Genomic DNA, 18,105 nt, shown 5'->3' on the forward strand with positions numbered 1-18,105 from the left:
GGCTAACGCGCCGCCACCAGGAGCCCGGCCTCCTCCTCCCGGCGCGCCATGGCCCGCAACGGACCGGCCACGGAAGCGAGTTCCGCGTAGGGACCGCGCTGCACGATCCGTCCCTCGTCCAGCACGACGACCTCGTCCACCGCCTCGAGGCCGGCCAGCCGGTGGGTGATGAGCAGCGTCGTACGGCCCTCCGTGGCGGCCAGCAGATCGGCGGTGAGGGCGTCGGCGGTCGGCAGGTCGAGGTGTTCCGCGGGCTCGTCCAGCACCAGCACGGGGAAGTCCGCGAGCAGCGCCCGGGCGAGCGCCAGCCGCTGACGCTGCCCGCCGGACAGCCGCGCCCCGTGCTCCCCCACGAGCGTGTCGAGTCCGTCGGGCAGGCCGTCGGCCCACTCCAGGAGCCGGGCTCGGGCGAGCGCGTCGCGCAGCTCGTCCTCGGTCGCGCCCTTCCTGGCGAGCAGCAGGTTCTCCCGTACCGAGCTGTTGAAGAGGTGCGCGTCCTGCGCGCACAGCCCCACCAGCCGCCGTACGTCGTCACCGTCCAGGGCGTACGCGTCCACCCCGGCCAGCGTGTACGCACCCACGCCCGCGTCCAGGAACCGCAGCAGCACCTGCGCGAGGGTCGTCTTCCCGGAGCCGGACGGGCCCACCACCGCGATCCGGCGGCCCCGCTCCAGCGTCAGATCCACGCCGGCCAGCGCGTCCCGGTCCTGCCCGGGGTGCCGGGCGGTGAGCCCCTTGACCACCAGCGGGAACGGCGACGCGGGCGCCTGCCGGGGCGACTCCGGCTCACGTACGGGGGCCGGGGCGTCCAGGACCTCGTACACACGCTCGGCGCTGCGGCGCACCCGCTGCCGGTACTGCACGGCGAGCGGCATCCCGAGGACGGCCTCGAACGCGGCCAGCGGGGTGAGGATCACCACGGCCAGCGCCACACCGTCCAGCCGCCCGGCGGCCACCGCCTGGGCGCCGACGAGCGCGGCGGCCGCGACGGTCAGCCCGGAGACCAGCGCGGTGAGTCCGTCGCCGAGTGCCGTGGCGGTCGCGGCGCGGGAGGCGATCCGGGTGAGCGCGCCGTCGGCCCGGCGCGTCCCGGCGGTCCGCGCGGGCAGCGCACCGGCGACGGTGAGCTCCGCGGTGCCGGTGAGCAGATCGGTCACCCGGGTCGCGAGGACGCCCCGGGCCGGTGCCAGCCTGCGTTCCGCACGCCGGGCGACGGCGCCGGTCAGCAGGGGCACACCGGCGCCCGCCGCCAGCAGCCCCGCCGCGAGCACGGCGCCGGCCTCGGGCAGCAGCCAGGCGGTGAAACCGACGGACAGGGCGGACACCACGACGGCCGCACCGGCCGGCAGCAGCCACCGCAGCCAGTAGTCCTGGAGCGCGTCCACGTCGGAGACCAGCCGGGAGAGCAGGTCGCCCCGGCGGGCGCCGCGCAGTCCGGCGGGCGCCAGCCGTTCGAGCCGCCGGTACACCGCGACCCTGGTGTCGGCGAGCACGCGCAGCACGGCGTCGTGCGACACGAGCCGCTCGGCGTAGCGGAACACCGCCCGGCCGATGCCGAAGGCCCGCGTGGCCGTGACGGCGAGCATGAGATACAACACGGGCGGCTGCTCCGAGGCCCGGGAGATGAGCCATCCGGACGTCGCCATGAGTCCCACGGCGCTGCCCAGGGCGAGGGTTCCGAGCAGCAGCGCGAGGGTGATCCTCCCCCGGCGGGCGCCGGACAGGGCACGGACGCGGGCGAGGACACCGCCCGGGGCCGGTCCCGCCTCCTCGGGCTCGGCGGGCGCGCCGTCCGGTACGGGGTCCGCCCCGGCAGCCGTCGTGGCGGCGGTCTCCCGGCGCACGGGCTCCCCGTGGCCAGAGGGGGCCGGTGCCGCGAGCCGCACCACCCGGTCCGCGACGGCCAGCAGCGCCGGCCGGTGCACCACGAGCAGCACCGTCCGGCCGGCCGCCAACCGCCGTACCGCGGCCACGATCTCGGCCTCGGTGGCGCCGTCCAGCGCCGCCGTCGGCTCGTCGAGCAGCAGGACGGGCCGGTCCGCGAGGAACGCCCGGGCCAGCGCGAGCCGCTGCCGCTGCCCGGCGGACAGTCCCGCTCCGTCCTCGCCCAGCACGGTTCCGGCGCCCCGCGGCAGCGCGTCCACGAACTCCAGCGCCCCGGCGTCCCGCAGGGCGCGCCGTACGGCGTCGTCGTCCGCGTCGGGCCGGGCCAGCCGTACGTTCTCCGCGATCGTCCCGGCGTACAGATGCGGCCGCTGCGGCACCCAGGCGACGCGACTGTGCCACTCGGCGAGGTCGAGCCCCGCGAGATCGGCTCCCCCGATCCGCACCCGGCCCCCGGTGGGGCGGACGAATCCGAGCAGCGCGTTCAGCAGCGTCGACTTGCCCGCGCCGCTCGGTCCGACGAGCGCGACGGTCTCCCCGGGGGCGACGGTCAAGGACACGTCCGTCACGGCGTCCGTGGCGCGGCCCGGATAGCGGACCGTCACCTCCTCGAAGGCGAGGGCGCCCGTCGGCACCGCTCCCGTTCCCGGCGCGGGCACGGGTGTCTCCAGCACCGAGAAGATCTCCTCGGCCGCCCCGAGGCCCTCCGCAGCCGCGTGGTACTGGGCGCCGACCTGACGCAGCGGCAGATAGGCCTCGGGCGCCAGGATCAGGATGACCAGTCCCGTGTAGAGGTCCATCTCGCCGTACACGAGCCGCATGCCGATCGTCACGGCGACCAGCGCCACCGACAGCGTGGCGAGCAGTTCCAGCGCGAACGAGGAGATGAAGGCGATCCGCAGCGTCCGCATGGTCGCCCGCCGGTACTCGGCGGTGATCCGGCGGATCGACTCCGCCTGCGCCTTGGCCCGTCCGAAGACCTTCAGCGTCGGCAGTCCGGCGACGACGTCCAGGAAGTGGCCGGACAGCCGGGACAGCAGCAGCCACTGACGGTCCATCCGGGACTGGGTCGCCCAGCCGATCAGCGCCATGAAGAGGGGGATGAGCGGCAGCGTGCCGACGATGATCGCCGCCGAGACCCACTCCTCGGTGACGATCCGCGCCAGCACCGCCACCGGGACCACCACGGCGAGGCCCAGTTGGGGGAGGTAGCGCGAGAAGTAGCCGTCGAGGGCGTCGACTCCACGCGTGGCCAGGGCCACCAGTGATCCGGTGCGCTGACCGTCCAGCCATCCCGGTCCCAGTGCCGTCGCCCGCTCCAGCAGCCGTCCCCGCAGCTCCGACTTCACCGCGGCGCTCGCCCGGTGCGCGGCCAGCTCGGTCAGCCAGCCGACCAGACCGCGGCCGGCCGCGACGACGACGAGCAGCAGCAGAGGAGTACCGAGTTCACCGGCGGACAGGCCGCCCTCGAAGGCGCCCACGACGATCTCGGCGATCAGCATGGCCTGGGCGATGACCAGCACCGCGCCGAGGGCGCCCAGGCCGACGACCGCCACCAGGAAGCCCCGGGTGGCGCGGCCGTACCGAAGAAGGCGCGGGTCGATCGGTTTCACGTGAAACACACCTCAGTGCACGGGATCGGCGATGTGCTGGGTGCCGATCCGCTTGCGGAACACCCAGTACGTCCAGCCCTGGTAGAGCAGCACCACCGGGGTGGCGACCACCGCGAGCCAGGTCATGATCTTCAGGGTGTAAGGGCTGGACGAGGCGTTGGTGACGGTGAGGCTCCAGTCCGCGTCGAGCGTGGACGGCATGACGTTCGGGAACAGCGTCAGGAAGAGCATCGCCACGGCGGCCACGATGGTGACACCGGACAGGGCGAACGACCAGCCCTCTCGTCCCGCCTGGTTCGCCATGAGGGCGGCGACCAGCGCGGCGACCGCCACGACCAGCGCGACCAGGCTGGTGCCGTCACCCTTGTCGGCCTGGGTCCACAGCAGGAAGGCCAGTGACAGTACGGCGGTGAGGAGACCCACGCGCAGGGCCAGCCTCCGTGCCCGTTCCCGGATCTCCCCGACCGTCTTGAGGGCCGTGAACACCGTGCCGTGGAAGGTGAAGAGCGTCAGGGTGACCAGGCCGCCCAGCAGCGCGTACGGGTTGAGCAGGTCCCAGACGTTCCCCACGTACTCGAAGTCGGCGTCGATCTTCACCCCGCGCACGATGTTCCCGAAGGCCACGCCCCACAGGAACGCCGGGATCAGCGAGGTCCAGAAGATCGCGGTCTCCCAGTTGCGCTGCCAGTTCTCCTCCGGCCGCTTCGCCCGGTACTCGAAGGCGACGCCGCGGATGATCAGGCAGATCAGGATGGCCAGCAGCGGAAGGTAGAAGCCGGAGAAGAGCGTGGCGTACCACTCGGGGAAGGCGGCGAAGGTCGCGCCGCCCGCCGTGAGCAGCCACACCTCGTTGCCGTCCCACACCGGGCCGATGGTGTTGATCAGCACCCGCTTCTCGGCCCGGTCACGGGCGAGCAGCCGGGTGAGGACACCGACCCCGAAGTCGAAGCCCTCCAGGAAGAAGTAGCCGGTCCACAGGACGGCGATCAGTACGAACCAGACGTCGTGCAGTTCCATGACGGTGCAGCTCCCTCGGCCTAGTACGAGAAGGCCATCGGCTTGTCGGCGTCACGGTGGTCGCCGCCGAGCTTCGTGGGCGGGTTGAGGTCGGACTCGCTGAGCTCGGGCGGGCCCGCCTTGACGTACTTGGCGAGCAGCTTGACCTCGATGACGGCCAGGACGGCGTAGAGGAGGGTGAAGACGGACATCGAGGTGATGACCTCGGCCGTGGACACACCGGGGGAGACCGCGTCCTTGGTCTGCATCACGCCGTAGACCACCCAGGGCTGCCGGCCCATCTCGGTGAAGATCCAGCCCCACGCGTTGGCGATCAGCGGGAACGCCATGGTCCACAGCGCCAGGAGCCAGTACAGCCGGGAGAGCCGGGTTCCGAGCGGCTTCCTCAGCAGCACCAGCTGCGGCACCTCGTCCTCCCCGGTGCGGTGCGCGGCCGGCAGCAGGAACTTCTTCCGCGTGAGCCACAGCCCGAGGAGGCCGAGCGAGAAGGAGGCCATGCCGAAGCCGATCATCCAGCGGAAGCCCCAGTAGGCGACCGGGACGATGGGCTTGTAGTCACCGGGGCCGAACTTCTCCTGGAGGGCCTCGTTGGTGTCGTTGATGCCGGGCACGTACGACTCGAAGTCGCTGTGGGCGAGGAAGGACAGCAGGCCGGGGATCTCGAGGGCGACCTTGTTGTGTCCCTTGTCGACGTCGCCGTAGGCGAACACGGAGAAGGGCGCCGGTTCCTCGCCGTCCCACAGGGCCTCGGCGGCGGCCATCTTCATCGGCTGCTGCTCGTACATGACCTTGCCGAGGGTGTCGCCGCTGATCGCGGTGAACAGGCCGCCGACGGCCAGGGTGACCAGGCCCAGCCGGAGCGAGGTGCGCATCACGGGGATGTGCTTCTTCCGCATCAGGTGGAAGGCGGCGATGCCCACCATGAAGGCGCCGCCGGTCAGGAAGGCCGCCGAGAAGCTGTGGAAGACCTGGTTGAGCGTGGTGTTCTGGGTCAGCACCAGCCAGAAGTCGGTGAGCTCGGCGCGGCCCTTCTCCTCGTTGATCCGGTAGCCGACCGGGTGCTGCATCCAGGAGTTGGCGGCGAGGATGAAGTAGGCCGACAGCAGGGTGCCGATCGACACCATCCATATGCAGGCCAGGTGGATCTTCTTGGGCAGCCTGTCCCAGCCGAAGATCCACAGGCCGATGAAGGTGGACTCGAAGAAGAAGGCGATGAGGGCCTCGAAGGCGAGCGGGGCACCGAAGACGTCACCGACGAACCGCGAGTAGTCGGACCAGTTCATGCCGAACTGGAACTCCTGCACGATGCCGGTGACCACACCCATCGCGATGTTGATCAGGAAGAGCTTGCCCCAGAACTTCGTCGCCTTGAGGTACTTCTCCTTCTCCGTGCGCACCCAGGCGGTCTGCAGCCCGGCGGTGAGGGCGGCGAGTGAGATCGTCAGGGGAACGAAGAGGAAGTGGTAGACGGTGGTGATACCGAACTGCCATCGCGCCAGGGTCTCCGGCGCCAGAGCCAGATCCACGTCGTCGCTCCTTACTTCGCCGTGGTCGCGGCGGCCAGCTTGATCCCGTTCGCCCCCGACATCTCGGAGCAAAACGGGATGTGCTTGTGAACGCGTTCACATTCACAAGCAATTATGACCTACTGCTTTCCTGACCGGGAAGGGGGGTCCCCTGTGACGTCAACCCCTGTGCGGCGACCTCTCCCGCACACAGCGCGGCGGCCGACGGGTCACCGTCGGCCGCCTGGACGTTTCCGCTGTTCGGAGCGTTCTCGTGCGGATCGGAGCAGCGGATCAGACCTCCTTGCGGAAGCCCTCCGCCACCTTCAGGAAGATGTCGTTCGCCTCGGTCTCACCGATCGTGACGCGCACGCCCTCCCCGGCGAACGGCCGGACGACCGCACCCGCCTGCTCGCACGCCTGCGCGAACGGCACCGTGTTCTCCCCCAGCCGCAGCCACACGAAGTTGGCCTGCGTGTCCGGCACCGTCCAGCCCTGGGCCCGCAGCGCGTCCATGACGCGGTTGCGCTCACACACCAGCGAGCCGACCCGGCCGATCAGCTCGTCCTCGGCCCGCAGCGAGGCGATCGCCGCGTCCTGCGCGATCTGGCTCACCCCGAACGGCACCGCCGTCTTGCGCAGCGCCGCCGCGACCGGCTCGTGGGCGATGGCGAAACCGACGCGCAGCCCCGCCAGGCCGTACGCCTTGGAGAAGGTCCGCAGGACGCAGACGTTGGGCCGCTCCCGGTAGAACTCCACGCCGTCCGGCACCTCGGTGTCCCGGACGAACTCGCGATAGGCCTCGTCGAGGACCACCAGGACGTCGTCGGGCACCCGGTCGAGGAAGCGCTCCAGCTCGGCCCGCCGCACCGCCGTGCCGGTCGGGTTGTTGGGGTTGCAGACGAAGACGAGCCGCGTCCGGTCGGTGATCGCGTCGGCCATCGCGTCCAGGTCGTGCACATCGCCCGGGGTGAGCGGCACCTGGACCGACGTGGCCCCGCTGATCTGCGTGATGATCGGGTAGGCCTCGAAGGACCGCCAGGCGTAGATCACTTCGTCGCCGGGGCCCGAGGTGGCCTGAAGCAGCTGCTGGGCGACGCCGACCGAGCCGGTGCCGGTGGCCAGGTGGGACGCCGGGACCGCGAAGCGCTCGGACAGCTCGGCCATCAGCCCCGCACAGGCCATGTCCGGGTAGCGGTTGAAGGAGGAGGCCGCGGCCGTCACGGTCTCCATCACGCCCGGCAGCGGCGGATAGGGGTTCTCGTTGGAGGACAGCTTGTACGCCACCGGGCCGCCGGCCGCCGCCGGCTTGCCCGGCTTGTACGTGGGGATCCCCTCCAGCTCGGCGCGCAGCTTGGGGCTCGTCTCGCTCACCGCAGTCCTCCTCGCGAAGACCGGCGGCACCCGTGTCCGCCGCCGACATCCAATACTGCTCACCTTATGAGGATTCGGCGCCGCTGCGTAGAGAGGCGGCCGATGCTCCCCGTGGGAGCGGCCGTTGCCGGGGCAGCGGAACCGAGTTCCTCGCCGACCTCACCAGTCACAGGAGTAACAGGGGCAACTTCACCCGAAGGCGTACGAAGGGCGTGCGGGCCAGGGGCGCGCCGCACATATATCTACGCGCCGGTGGCTTGCGCCGTGGCGCGCATCCCCCGTGCAGGTGAGTTGAGACCTCTTCGCAACATCGCACCCTCGACAGGCCCGCATGCGCCGACACGTCAGGTACTGGTATTGGAACGTTCAACACCCTTTATTTCCAAGGCAATTGGACTTAGATGATCATGCAGAAACGTGCCTGTCAACGCATGCATATGCGTCCGCCCTACCCCACCGTATGAGCCCTACTATCGGCTCGCCATGACAGCAGCAGGGAAGCACCAGGTGAGCCGCGCGGAAACCTCACGCCGAGGCAGCCGACCGGGTCGAGCGGGCATCAGGGACGTGGCCGCCGCCGCCGGAGTCTCCATCACGACCGTCTCCGACGCCCTCAACGGCAAGGGCAGGCTCCCGGACGCCACCCGGCGCCACGTCCGCGAGGTGGCCGACAGACTGGGGTACCGCCCCTCGGCCGCCGCCCGTACGCTCCGCACCGGGAAGTCCGGACTCATCGGCCTGACCGTGACGACGTACGGGGATGAACCTTTCACCTTCACCGAGTTCGCGTACTTCGCCGAGATGGCGCGGGCCGCCACCTCCGCCGCGCTCGCCCGCGGCTACGCCCTCGTCATCCTGCCCGCGACCTCCCGCCACGACGTGTGGTCCAACGTCGCCCTGGACGGCACGGTGGTCATCGACCCCTCCGACCAGGATCCGGTCGTCAGCGAACTGGTCCGGCAGGGCTTACCCGTCGTCTCCGACGGCCGGCCGGCCGGCTCGCTCCCGGTCACCGCCTGGGTCGACAACGACCACGAGGCCGCCGTCCTGGGCATCCTCGACCACCTCGCCGACGCCGGCGCCCGCCGCATCGGGCTGCTCACCGGCACCACCACCGACACGTACACCCATCTGTCGACCACCGCGTACCTGCGCTGGTGCGAGCGCGTGGGCCAGGACCCGGTGTACGAGGCCTACCCGGCGCACGACCCGTGCGCGGGCGCCGTCGCCGCCGACCGGCTCCTCGCCCGCCCCGACCGGCCCGACGCCGTCTACGGCCTGTTCGACCCGAACGGCACCGATCTGCTCGCCGCCGCCCGCCGCTACGGCCTGCGCGTCCCCGACGACCTGCTGCTGGTGTGCTGCAGCGAGTCCACGGTCTACGCCAACACCGAACCGCCCATCACCACGCTCTCCCTCAAGCCGCGCCGCATCGGCACGGCGGTGATCCAACTGCTCATCGACGCCATCGAGGGGGTCGACTCGGATCAGCCGGTGGAGCAGGTCATACCGACCGAGCTGATCGTGCGCACCTCGTCCCAGCGCCGTCCGCCCCGTACGACGGTCAGCCCGCCGAGGTCACCGAAGGGGACGTGACGCGGGGCGCCGGGCGGGGTCGCACCGCCCGGCCGTGGAGCACGGGACCTCCGCTTCCGGAGGGGGGAAGCGGCGGTCTCCGCGGCCGGCCGCGGGTCCTGGGGGCGTCTCGGACCGACGGATTCCGGGACAGCCCCTCCCCGGAGGGGGTGTCCCCCCCACCCCTCCGGGGGAAACGGGCCGGTCCCCCGGAAGAGGGCGGGCCGGCCACCGGGCGGGAGGCACGCGGGACGGCGGACGAAGACCGGCCCAAACGGGGCGAAAGCCCCGGCGAACCGGAGTCTTGCTCCGATTCACCACCCCTGGGTCATCACACAGCGCGATCCGCATTCCTATGATGGGCCCACGACACCGCGGGCCGCTGCGACCAGGCAGTCCGACGCGGTGCAGAAGCGGCGCGATGGTGGAGGGGTCGATGACTCAGGGGGCCGGTCAGGGACCCGAAGTGGAGCGGACGGCGACGCTGCGCGACTTCCGGGTACCCGCGTATGTCCACGAGACCGGTCCGTACGCCCGGAGCACGCACCCCGGCGACGTCGTCCCGCCCTCCGAGGAGACCTACCCGGAGGGATACACACCCACCCAGCGGGACCTCCCCGTCATCAATCGGGGTGACACTGTTCAGGTGACCGTCGACCCCGCGTCCGCCCCCGCCCCGCAGCCCGCCACCGGCCAGGGCCCGCTGTACGTGGTCGGCGACGTCCACGGCTACCTCGACGAGCTGATGGCCGCCCTCCGGGAGCAGGGTCTCGTCGACGCGGCGGGACAGTGGTGCGCCGGCACCGCGCGGCTGTGGTTCCTCGGCGACTTCACCGACCGCGGCCCGGACGGCATCGGCGTCATCGACCTCGTGATGCGGCTCTCCGCCGAGGCCGCCGCGGCCGGCGGCTACTGCAAGGCCCTGATGGGCAACCACGAGCTGCTGCTGCTCGGCGCCAAGCGGTTCGGCGACACCCCCGTCAACTCCGGCGCCGGCACCGCCACCTTCCAGGCGGCCTGGCTGCTCAACGGCGGCCAGAAGACCGACATGGACCGTCTCCAGGACCACCACCTCCAGTGGATGGCCCGTCTCGACGCCGTCGAGGAGGTCGACGGCCACCTGCTGCTCCACTCCGACACCACCGCCTACCTCGACTACGGGCGCTCCATCGAGGAGGTCAACGACACCGTCCGCGAAACGATCACCCGCAACGACGCCGACGAGGTCTGGGACCTGTTCCGCAAGTTCACCAAGCGGTTCTCCTTCCGCGACGAGGGCGGGGCCGACGCGGTGCGCTCCCTGCTGGACACGTACGGCGGCACCCGGGTCGTTCACGGCCACAGCCCGATCCCGTACCTCTTGGGCGAAGTCGGTTCCGAGGACGGCGAGGACGACACCGGCCCCGTGGTCACCGGACCGCACGTCTACGCCGACGGACTCGCCATCGCGATGGACGGCGGGGTCACCATGGCCGGAAAGCTGCTGGTCCAGCAACTGCCGCTGGGCTCCTGACGGTTCGGCGGGCCGCCGACACGCGGCCCGCAATGGCAGCGTGCACATGCCAATTTCGGTAAACCCCCTGTCACCGCGTGCCGTCACCGCTCTACCATCGGCTTATCCGTAGCAGGCTCCCCTCCGTTTCTGCCCGACGGCTCGTCAGCATGCCGAGCCCCAAGCCCTACGGAGCATCGGGGGATGCACATGAACAGCGTTCCGCAGCACCTGCTGAGTGAGGACCGCCAGGAGTACGAGCGGGTTCTCAATGAGGCGCTGCGCTCCGCACCACACCACCCGGAACTGGCCGCTGTCGGACAGCGGCTCAACTCGGAACAACTCCGCACGATGGCGCTCAACGCCACGGCCCTGATCACGGCGGCCGCGGCCACGGAGTACCAGCACTATGTGAAGGTCCGCGAGGAACTGCGCCGGCCACCGGCGCCGTCCACCCCGTCCGTCCGCAAGTCCGGCTCCGACGAGCCGGGCACGAACACGATGGGGCTCGCCGCCACCATGGGCGAGGTCGCCGAGACCGCGGGGGCCGGCGCCGTCGCCGTCGTCGCCGTCCTGGCACCCGTCCTGGCCGGAACCGCGGCCGCGATCTTCCTGCTCGTCGGCTACATCCTGCGGATGCTCGACCCCGAAGCCGCGTTCGCCCGCACCATGCTCACCACCGGCTGGGTGTTCGGCGCGGTGACGGCCGTCGCCATCCTCGTCGCCGCCGTGGGACTGCTGCTCACCGCGCTGCGCAACAAGCCCACGGCGCTCGGCGGCCCGTACGGCGAGCTCGACGGGGAGCTGACCCGGGCCAGGGAAGCCTGGCGCGAGGCCCTGCTGGAGCGGGGGATCCTGCCGTTCCTGCGGGAGGCGCTCGCCGACCCGGCGACGGGCGCCGCGCTCCAGCACACGGCGCCGCCCGCGCCGACCAGTCGTATGCCGCACCTCGGCTACGACCGGCCGGGTTTCTCCAGCCCGGAGGACGGGTCCGCACGCGGTACACGGCCGAGCTACTCCAGCCCGGACTACTCGAGCCCGGACTTCGGCGGACCGGATCACCAGCCCGAGTAGCCCGGCGGCCCGTCCGTCGGTCCGCGCCCCCTCAGGGCGGAGGCCCCCAGGGCCTCCGTGCCGGGGCGCGAGCCGGATGGCCGGGTCAGAGGATGCCCGCCTGCCGAGCGGCCGCGATCCACTGCGGGAACTCGGACAGCAGACGGTCGTACAGCTCCGCGTCCGGCACGGTGCTGATGTCGTCGACGGCGAAGAATCCGACGTTGTCGACCCGGCGTCCCGGCAGCGTGTCGAACCGCTCCAGCACGCCGTAGTTCGACCTGCCCAGCCCCACGAACTGCCAGAAGACGGGTTCGTCCACGGCCTCGCGCAGCTCGCGTTCGATCTCGGCGTTGCGGTAGACACCGCCGTCGGAGAAGAACAGGACGAGGGTCGGAGCGGACGCGGGAAGGTCCCGGACGTAGGCGCGCACCTCGGCGATGACCTTCTGCTCCTCGTTCTGGATGCCGACGTCCCGCATGTCGACCTGGCTGGGATCCAGCCCCTTCTTCCGCCCGCGCCGGAAGAGGCCCACCTCCCCCACGCGCACATGCAGCCGCAGCCACTCGGGCAGCTCCCCGAGCCGCAGATCCGGCAGCCGGGCCGGGTTCGAGGCGAACGTCCACGCCTGCATCTCACCGTCGTCGTCCAGCTGCGCGGCGACCGCCGCCATCCGTTCGACGACGTCGGCCACGACGCCCTTGGAGTACAGGAAGGACATGGACCCGGAGGCGTCCAGTACGAGGATGACGCGCGCGGTGATGTCGGCGGCCCCGTGCTTCCGCAGACTGACCGCCACCTGCTCCTTGCGCAGCGACAACCGCTTCCGCATGTCGACGGGCAGCCGCTCCTCGCCCTTGGTGAGCCGAGGGGAGCCGGATGGGGACGCGGCGGGCGCGGCCGACGGGGCGGGCGAGACGGGAGGAACCGGCGGGGGCGGCGGAACCGGTGACGCCGGGGGTGCGACGGCGGCCGGGGGCGCTTCGTCCACGGAGATGCCGAAGTCCGTGGCCAGACCGGCGAGCCCGGAGGCGTACCCCTGCCCCACCGCGCGGAACTTCCACTTGCCCTGCCGCCGGTACAACTCGCCACCGATGAACGCGGTCTCCGTCCCGGCCGCCATGTCGAACCGGGCCAGCTCGGCCCCCGTCCCGGCGTCGAGCAGCCTGAGCACCAGCCCCGGCACCTGACCGAACGTCCCGCCGTCGGACGACGCGCCCAGCACGATCCGTTCGACCATCGGTTCCACCGCGCCCAGATCCACCTCCACGGTGTCGCTCGCGGCACCGGCGCCGCTCCGCTTCCCGAGGTGCGTCACGGCGTCGGACGCGTGACGGGGCTGGTTGTAGAACACGAAGTCCCCGTCGTCCCGTACCCGCCCGGCATCCGTGAGGAGCAGCGCCGAGGCGTCGATGTCGGGCACACCGGCGCCGGGCACCCAGGCGAGCTCAACACGCACCATACGGGCATCGACGGGACGATTGGACCCCTTGCTCATCGAACTCGCTGTCATGGGGCCAGTCTGCCCACCCACCCCGTGGAAGGGGAGGGGCGGCCCGCCCTGCCTCCCCACGGGGGCGGCGCCCACGTCGAGCACCGCCCCCCGCGTCCAGCGCCGACCGCTCAGTCCGCGATGGGCAGATACACCCGGTTGCCCGCCGCCGCGAACTCCTTCGACTTCTGCGCCATCCCTTCCTCGATCTCCGCCCGACTCCCGCCGTGCTCCCGCCGAATGTCCTGGGAGATCTTCATCGAACAGAATTTCGGGCCGCACATGGAGCAGAAGTGGGCCGTCTTGGCGGGTTCCGCCGGCAGGGTCTCGTCGTGGAACTCGCGTGCCGTGTCCGGGTCCAGGGCGAGGTTGAACTGGTCCTCCCACCGGAACTCGAAGCGGGCGTCCGACAGCGCGTCGTCCCACTCCTGGGCACCCGGGTGGCCCTTGGCGAGGTCGGCGGCGTGGGCGGCGATCTTGTAGGTGATGACGCCGGTCTTGACGTCGTCACGGTTGGGCAGGCCCAGATGCTCCTTGGGCGTGACGTAGCAGAGCATCGCCGTGCCCCACCAGGCGATCATCGCGGCACCGATGCCGGACGTGATGTGGTCGTACGCGGGCGCGACGTCCGTCGTCAGCGGGCCGAGCGTATAGAACGGGGCTTCATCGCAGATCTCCTGCTGAAGGTCGATGTTCTCCTTGATCTTGTGCATCGGGACATGGCCCGGGCCCTCGATCATGGTCTGAACGTTGAAACGCTTCGCGATCGTGTTGAGTTCCCCGAGCGTGCGCAGTTCCGCGAACTGCGCCTCGTCGTTGGCGTCCGCGATGGAGCCGGGCCGCAGACCGTCGCCGAGCGAGTACGTGACGTCGTACGCGGCGAGGATCTCGCAGAGTTCCTCGAAGTTCTCGTACAGGAACGACTCCTTGTGGTGCGCCAGGCACCACGCGGCCATGATCGAGCCGCCGCGCGAGACGATGCCGGTCTTGCGGTTGGCGGTCAGCGGTACGTACGCCAGGCGCACGCCCGCGTGGACCGTCATGTAGTCCACGCCCTGCTCGGCCTGTTCGATGACCGTGTCCTTGTAGATCTCCCAGGTCAGTTCCTCGGCGCGGCCGTCGACCTTCTCCAGGGCTTGGTAGAGCGGCACGGTGCCGATGGGGACGGGGGAGTTGCGCAGCACCCACTCGCGGGTGGTGTGGATGTTGCGGCCGGTGGAGAGGTCCATGACCGTGTCGGCGCCCCAGCGGGTCGCCCAGGTCATCTTCTCGACCTCCTCCTCGATGGAGGACGTCACCGCCGAGTTGCCGATGTTGGCGTTGACCTTCACCAGGAACCGCTTGCCGATGATCATCGGCTCGATCTCCGGATGGTTCACGTTGGCCGGCAGCACCGCCCGGCCCGCGGCGATCTCCTCGCGGACCACCTCGGGGGCGACGTTCTCCCGGATCGCCACGTACTCCATCTCGGGCGTGATCTCGCCGCGGCGCGCGTACGCCAGCTGCGTGACCGCCTGGCCTTCCCGGCCCCGGCGCGGCAGGCGCGGCCTGCCGGGGAAGACCGCGTCCAGGTTGCGCAGGCCCCCGCGCGGAGAGGTGTGCTTGATCCCGTCGTCCTCGGGACGGACGGGACGGCCCGCGTACTCCTCCGTGTCACCGCGGGCGATGATCCAGTTCTCCCGCAGCGGAGCGAGGCCCCGGCGGACATCGGTGTCGACGAGTGGATCGGTGTACGGGCCGGAGGTGTCGTACAGCGTGACCGACTGCCCGTTGGTGAGGTGCACCTGACGGACCGGCACCCGCAGATCGGGGCGCGAGCCCTCGACGTACGCCTTGTGCCAGCCGATGGACTTCCCGGCCTCCGTGGGCTCCTGAACGGAGTCCTGTACGGAGGCAGGCGTGCGTGCGTCCTTGTTGGTCATGAGACCTACTCCCTACGCCGGCATTACCCGGTAACAGGTTCGGCGGTCGACGCAGCGGTTTCCGTCTGCCGGCGTTCCGTGTGAAACATCACTCGGACTGCGGTGATGTTTCATGTGAAACGTCGCTGGGACGGAGGTCAGCGCCCTCTCAGCCCGGTGCTCCGAGCTCCCGCGTGTACAAAAGCGACTCCACGCTAGCGTCATTTCTGGCGCGGTGAACAGAGGGCCCACCTCGTTCTTGCGATGATCGGGCGGTGACCCCGACTCAACCTCCCCCGTCCCCACCGCCCGAACCGTCGCGTACGCCCGGCTCCGGAAACGGCGGCGGCCACGCGCACGGGCACGGACACAGTCATGTGCACGGACCGGCGGCACCCGTCTCCCAGCACCTGCGCAAGGTCATCGCGGCGGTCCTGATCCCGTTCGCGGCGGCGGTGCTGATCGGACTCGCCGTGCTGTGGCCGGGCGGAGCCCCGCCGCACGAGCGCACCGGTGTGGGCTTCGACCGGCAGACAGAGCACGCCACGGTCACCGAGGTGGTGGAGCTGAGCTGTCAGTCCGTCAACGCCTCCGGCGGCGTCCCGACCGGCGACACCTCCACCGCCGAGGGCTCCTCCGCCCAGCAGCAGGCGGACGGCACCTGCAAGAAGGCGACGATCCGGGTCGACACCGGCGAGCACAAGGGCCGTACGTTCGACGAGATCGTGCAGCCGGACCAGTCCCGGCAGCTGAGCGAGGGCCAGAAGGTGGTGGTCGCCTACGAGCCCTCCGCGCCCGAGGACCTCCAGTACTCGGTCACCGATGTGAACCGGCGCCTGCCGATGGCGCTGCTCGCCGGCATCTTCGCGCTGGCGGTCGTGGCCGTGGGGCGGCTGCGGGGCGTCATGGCGCTGGTCGCGCTGGCGATCAGCTTCCTGGTGCTCAACTTCTTCATCCTGCCCGCGATCCTCCAGGGCTCGAATCCGCTGGTCGTGGCCGTGGTGGGGGCGAGCGCGATCATGCTGATCGCGCTGTATCTCTGCCACGGGCTGTCGGCGAGAACCTCGGTGGCGGTGCTCGGCACACTGATCTCCCTGCTGCTGATCGGCATCCTGGGCTCGGTGTTCATCGGCTGGGCCGCGCTCACCGGCAACACCGACGACAACACGGGTCTGATCCACGGGCTGTATCCCGAGATCGACATGAGCGGTCTGCTGCTGGCCGGCGTCATCATCGGTTCGCTCGGCGTCCTCGACGACGTGACGGTCACGCAGACGTCCGCGGTCTGGGAGCTGCACGAGGCCAACCCGACGACGGGATGGCGCGGGCTGTACCGCGCGGGGATCCGCATCGGCCGCGACCACATCGCGTCCGTGGTCAACACGCTGGTCCTCGCCTATGCGGGCGCCGCGCTGCCACTGCTGCTGCTGTTCTCCATCGCGCAGAGCAGTGTGGGGACGGTCGCCAACAGCGAGCTGGTCGCGGAGGAGATCGTGCGCACCCTGATCGGCTCGATCGGCCTGGTGGCCTCGGTGCCGGTGACCACGGCCCTGGCCGCGCTGGTGGTGTCGGCCGACCGCCCGACGGCACAGGCGCAGGGACCCGGGCAGGCACCGGACCGGCCGGCGGCGGGACGTGGCGGGCGGGGCCGCCGCCGTAAGCGCTAGGGAGCGAGGGAATCCGCTGAAGCGTTCCGCCTGGGACACCTTCCAGGAGTAACGCTTCAGCCGGCGCCCTGCTCCGCCAGGATCCGGTCCAGCGCGTCGTCGAGGTGGGCGTCGAAGTCGGCGAGAGCCCCCTCCTGGCCCAGCGGCACCAGTTTGTCGGTGCGGTCGAGGAAGGCCACGAGCGGTGCGGTCGACGCACGGAACAGCGCCTGGTCGCTGCCGACCTGAAGCCGGATCAACACCTCGCCCAGCACGTCGGGGTCGACCGGTGAGACCCGCACATCGCCCTCACCGCACGGCCGTCCGACTCCGTCGATCAGCAGTTCCCGTCCGAACGCCCAGGTCACGGGAGCATCCCCCGGCAAGTGGAAGGTCAGCCGTACGGCGTAGGGATCACAGGTGTCGTAGCGGAGCTCCACCGGGATGCGGAAGGACAACTCCTCCGACACGAGAAAGCTCATCATGACCTCTGCCTGTACGGATTCGCGCATCGCCTACCCCGTCATTCGCCGCGGACTGGCCGGGCATGGACCCTGACACCACAGGGAATCTTGCTGAACGTACACAGCAGATCACAAGGAGTGAGTTTTCAGATACTGATAGACAGCGTGAACGACCCCAGAAAGCGCCCCATCTCGGCCTGCAGTCGCTGCGCCGAGGGTTCGAGCCGGTCGGCCTGGTGTGCGGGCAGCGAGATGGCCACCGACGCCGCCAGGGAGCCGACGGAGACGGGGATCGCCGCGCAGACCGTGCCGAGGACGTACTCCTGACGCTCCATCACCGGTTCACTGCGCCTCGTCCGCTCCAGGCGTCTGAGCAGACTGTGGTCGTCGCGCACGGTGTACGGCGTGACGGGCCGGACGGGGTGGCGGTCCAGGTGGTCGCGGCGGGCCTCCTCGTCGAGCTGGGAGAGCAGGCACTGTCCGATCGCGTGGGCGTGGCCGGTCTCCCGGAAGTCGGCCCACTCCTCCACCGCGGGATTGGCGGGGGTGTCGGAGACGCAGACGACGTCGATCTCGCCCTCGCGGTACACGGCGAAGTACACGGGGACGCCGATCGCGTCACGCCAGCGGGCGAGGACGTCGACCACCGTGCTGCGACGTTTCTGCTGATCTCCACTGCGGCTCAGCCGGGCGGCCGCGTCCCCCAGGAAGAACAGCCCCTTGTCGCGGTGCAGATAGCCCTCGTGCACCAGGGTGCGCAGCAGGTGGTACGTGGTGGGGAGCGCCAGCCCGGTCTCGCGGGCCAGTTGTTTGGCGGGGGCGCCGTGCTCGTGTCCGGCGACGGTCTCCAGCAGGCGCATGGCTCGCTGCACGGAGCCGATCAGTGTCGCGGTGGGCGCCGGTGCGGAGGGCGCCGGCGAGCGGGGCTGCGGGGGGACCGCGGTCAGCTGTGCGGAGGCGGTGCCAGTCGTGGCCAAGGGTCACTCCCGTAACGCGAGGGGGCAGCCCGTGCGGGAAACACGGGTGGGGGTCGCCGCTCGCGGGGATCGTCCCCGCGTCGAGTTCCGGACTCTAACCGGCCGTCACCGC

At 70.8% G+C, this 18,105-nt stretch carries 12 protein-coding genes; 4 read left to right on the forward strand and 8 right to left on the reverse strand.

Going from position 1 to position 18,105, the window contains the following annotated elements:
- Positions 1 to 2: 2 nt before the first annotated feature.
- The 4 genes from cydD to hisC form a co-directional block, all read right to left on the reverse strand.
- Positions 3 to 3,497, reverse strand: coding sequence for a thiol reductant ABC exporter subunit CydD (gene cydD / locus ACZ470_RS10430; protein WP_468426362.1), 3,495 nt, complete (start codon positions 3,495 to 3,497; stop codon positions 3 to 5).
- Positions 3,498 to 3,509: 12 nt separating this feature from the next.
- Positions 3,510 to 4,514: a cytochrome d ubiquinol oxidase subunit II gene (gene cydB / locus ACZ470_RS10435; protein ID WP_468426364.1), complete on the reverse strand. Its 1,005-nt coding sequence runs from the start codon at positions 4,512 to 4,514 to the stop codon at positions 3,510 to 3,512.
- A 20-nt stretch (positions 4,515 to 4,534) separates the two neighbouring features.
- On the reverse strand, positions 4,535 to 6,040 hold the full coding sequence (locus tag ACZ470_RS10440; protein WP_468426365.1) for a cytochrome ubiquinol oxidase subunit I: 1,506 nt from the start codon (positions 6,038 to 6,040) through the stop codon (positions 4,535 to 4,537).
- Between the two features lie 273 nt (positions 6,041 to 6,313).
- Positions 6,314 to 7,393, reverse strand: a complete 1,080-nt coding sequence (hisC, locus tag ACZ470_RS10445; protein ID WP_468426367.1) for a histidinol-phosphate transaminase — start codon at positions 7,391 to 7,393, stop codon at positions 6,314 to 6,316.
- A gap of 483 nt (positions 7,394 to 7,876) precedes the next feature.
- Here hisC and ACZ470_RS10450 point away from each other — a divergent pair, with 483 nt between their 5' ends.
- The 3 genes from ACZ470_RS10450 (at position 7,877) to ACZ470_RS10460 (ending at position 11,534) form a co-directional block, all read left to right on the forward strand.
- Complete coding sequence (locus ACZ470_RS10450; protein WP_468426369.1) at positions 7,877 to 8,989, forward strand: LacI family DNA-binding transcriptional regulator; 1,113 nt, start codon at positions 7,877 to 7,879, stop codon at positions 8,987 to 8,989.
- Positions 8,990 to 9,389: 400 nt separating this feature from the next.
- Positions 9,390 to 10,481, forward strand: a complete 1,092-nt coding sequence (locus ACZ470_RS10455) for a metallophosphoesterase (protein WP_468426371.1) — start codon at positions 9,390 to 9,392, stop codon at positions 10,479 to 10,481.
- A 183-nt stretch (positions 10,482 to 10,664) separates the two neighbouring features.
- Positions 10,665 to 11,534 (forward strand): hypothetical protein, encoded by an 870-nt coding sequence (locus ACZ470_RS10460; protein WP_468426373.1) that lies wholly within the window; start codon positions 10,665 to 10,667, stop codon positions 11,532 to 11,534.
- An 85-nt stretch (positions 11,535 to 11,619) separates the two neighbouring features.
- Here the strand turns inward: ACZ470_RS10460 and ACZ470_RS10465 are convergent, their stop codons facing one another.
- Both ACZ470_RS10465 and thiC read right to left on the reverse strand, forming a co-directional pair.
- Positions 11,620 to 13,026 (reverse strand): VWA domain-containing protein, encoded by a 1,407-nt coding sequence (locus ACZ470_RS10465; RefSeq protein WP_468426375.1) that lies wholly within the window; start codon positions 13,024 to 13,026, stop codon positions 11,620 to 11,622.
- Between the two features lie 110 nt (positions 13,027 to 13,136).
- Complete coding sequence (gene thiC, locus ACZ470_RS10470) at positions 13,137 to 14,927, reverse strand: phosphomethylpyrimidine synthase ThiC (RefSeq protein ID WP_468426377.1); 1,791 nt, start codon at positions 14,925 to 14,927, stop codon at positions 13,137 to 13,139.
- 254 nt (positions 14,928 to 15,181) lie between these two features.
- Between thiC and ACZ470_RS10475 the strand changes: the two genes are divergently transcribed.
- The gene (locus ACZ470_RS10475; RefSeq protein ID WP_468426379.1) at positions 15,182 to 16,573 is read left to right on the forward strand and encodes a YibE/F family protein; all 1,392 of its coding nucleotides are present in this window, start codon (positions 15,182 to 15,184) and stop codon (positions 16,571 to 16,573) included.
- A 56-nt stretch (positions 16,574 to 16,629) separates the two neighbouring features.
- Here the strand turns inward: ACZ470_RS10475 and ACZ470_RS10480 are convergent, their stop codons facing one another.
- Positions 16,630 to 17,064 (reverse strand): SsgA family sporulation/cell division regulator, encoded by a 435-nt coding sequence (locus ACZ470_RS10480; protein WP_468426381.1) that lies wholly within the window; start codon positions 17,062 to 17,064, stop codon positions 16,630 to 16,632.
- Between the two features lie 98 nt (positions 17,065 to 17,162).
- Positions 17,163 to 17,888 carry an IclR family transcriptional regulator gene (locus tag ACZ470_RS10485; RefSeq protein WP_468426889.1) on the reverse strand — a complete coding sequence of 242 codons (726 nt, stop codon included), beginning with the start codon at positions 17,886 to 17,888 and terminating at the stop codon, positions 17,163 to 17,165.
- Positions 17,889 to 18,105 lie beyond the last annotated feature (217 nt).

Source organism: Streptomyces sp. NPDC031111 (assembly GCF_055570675.1).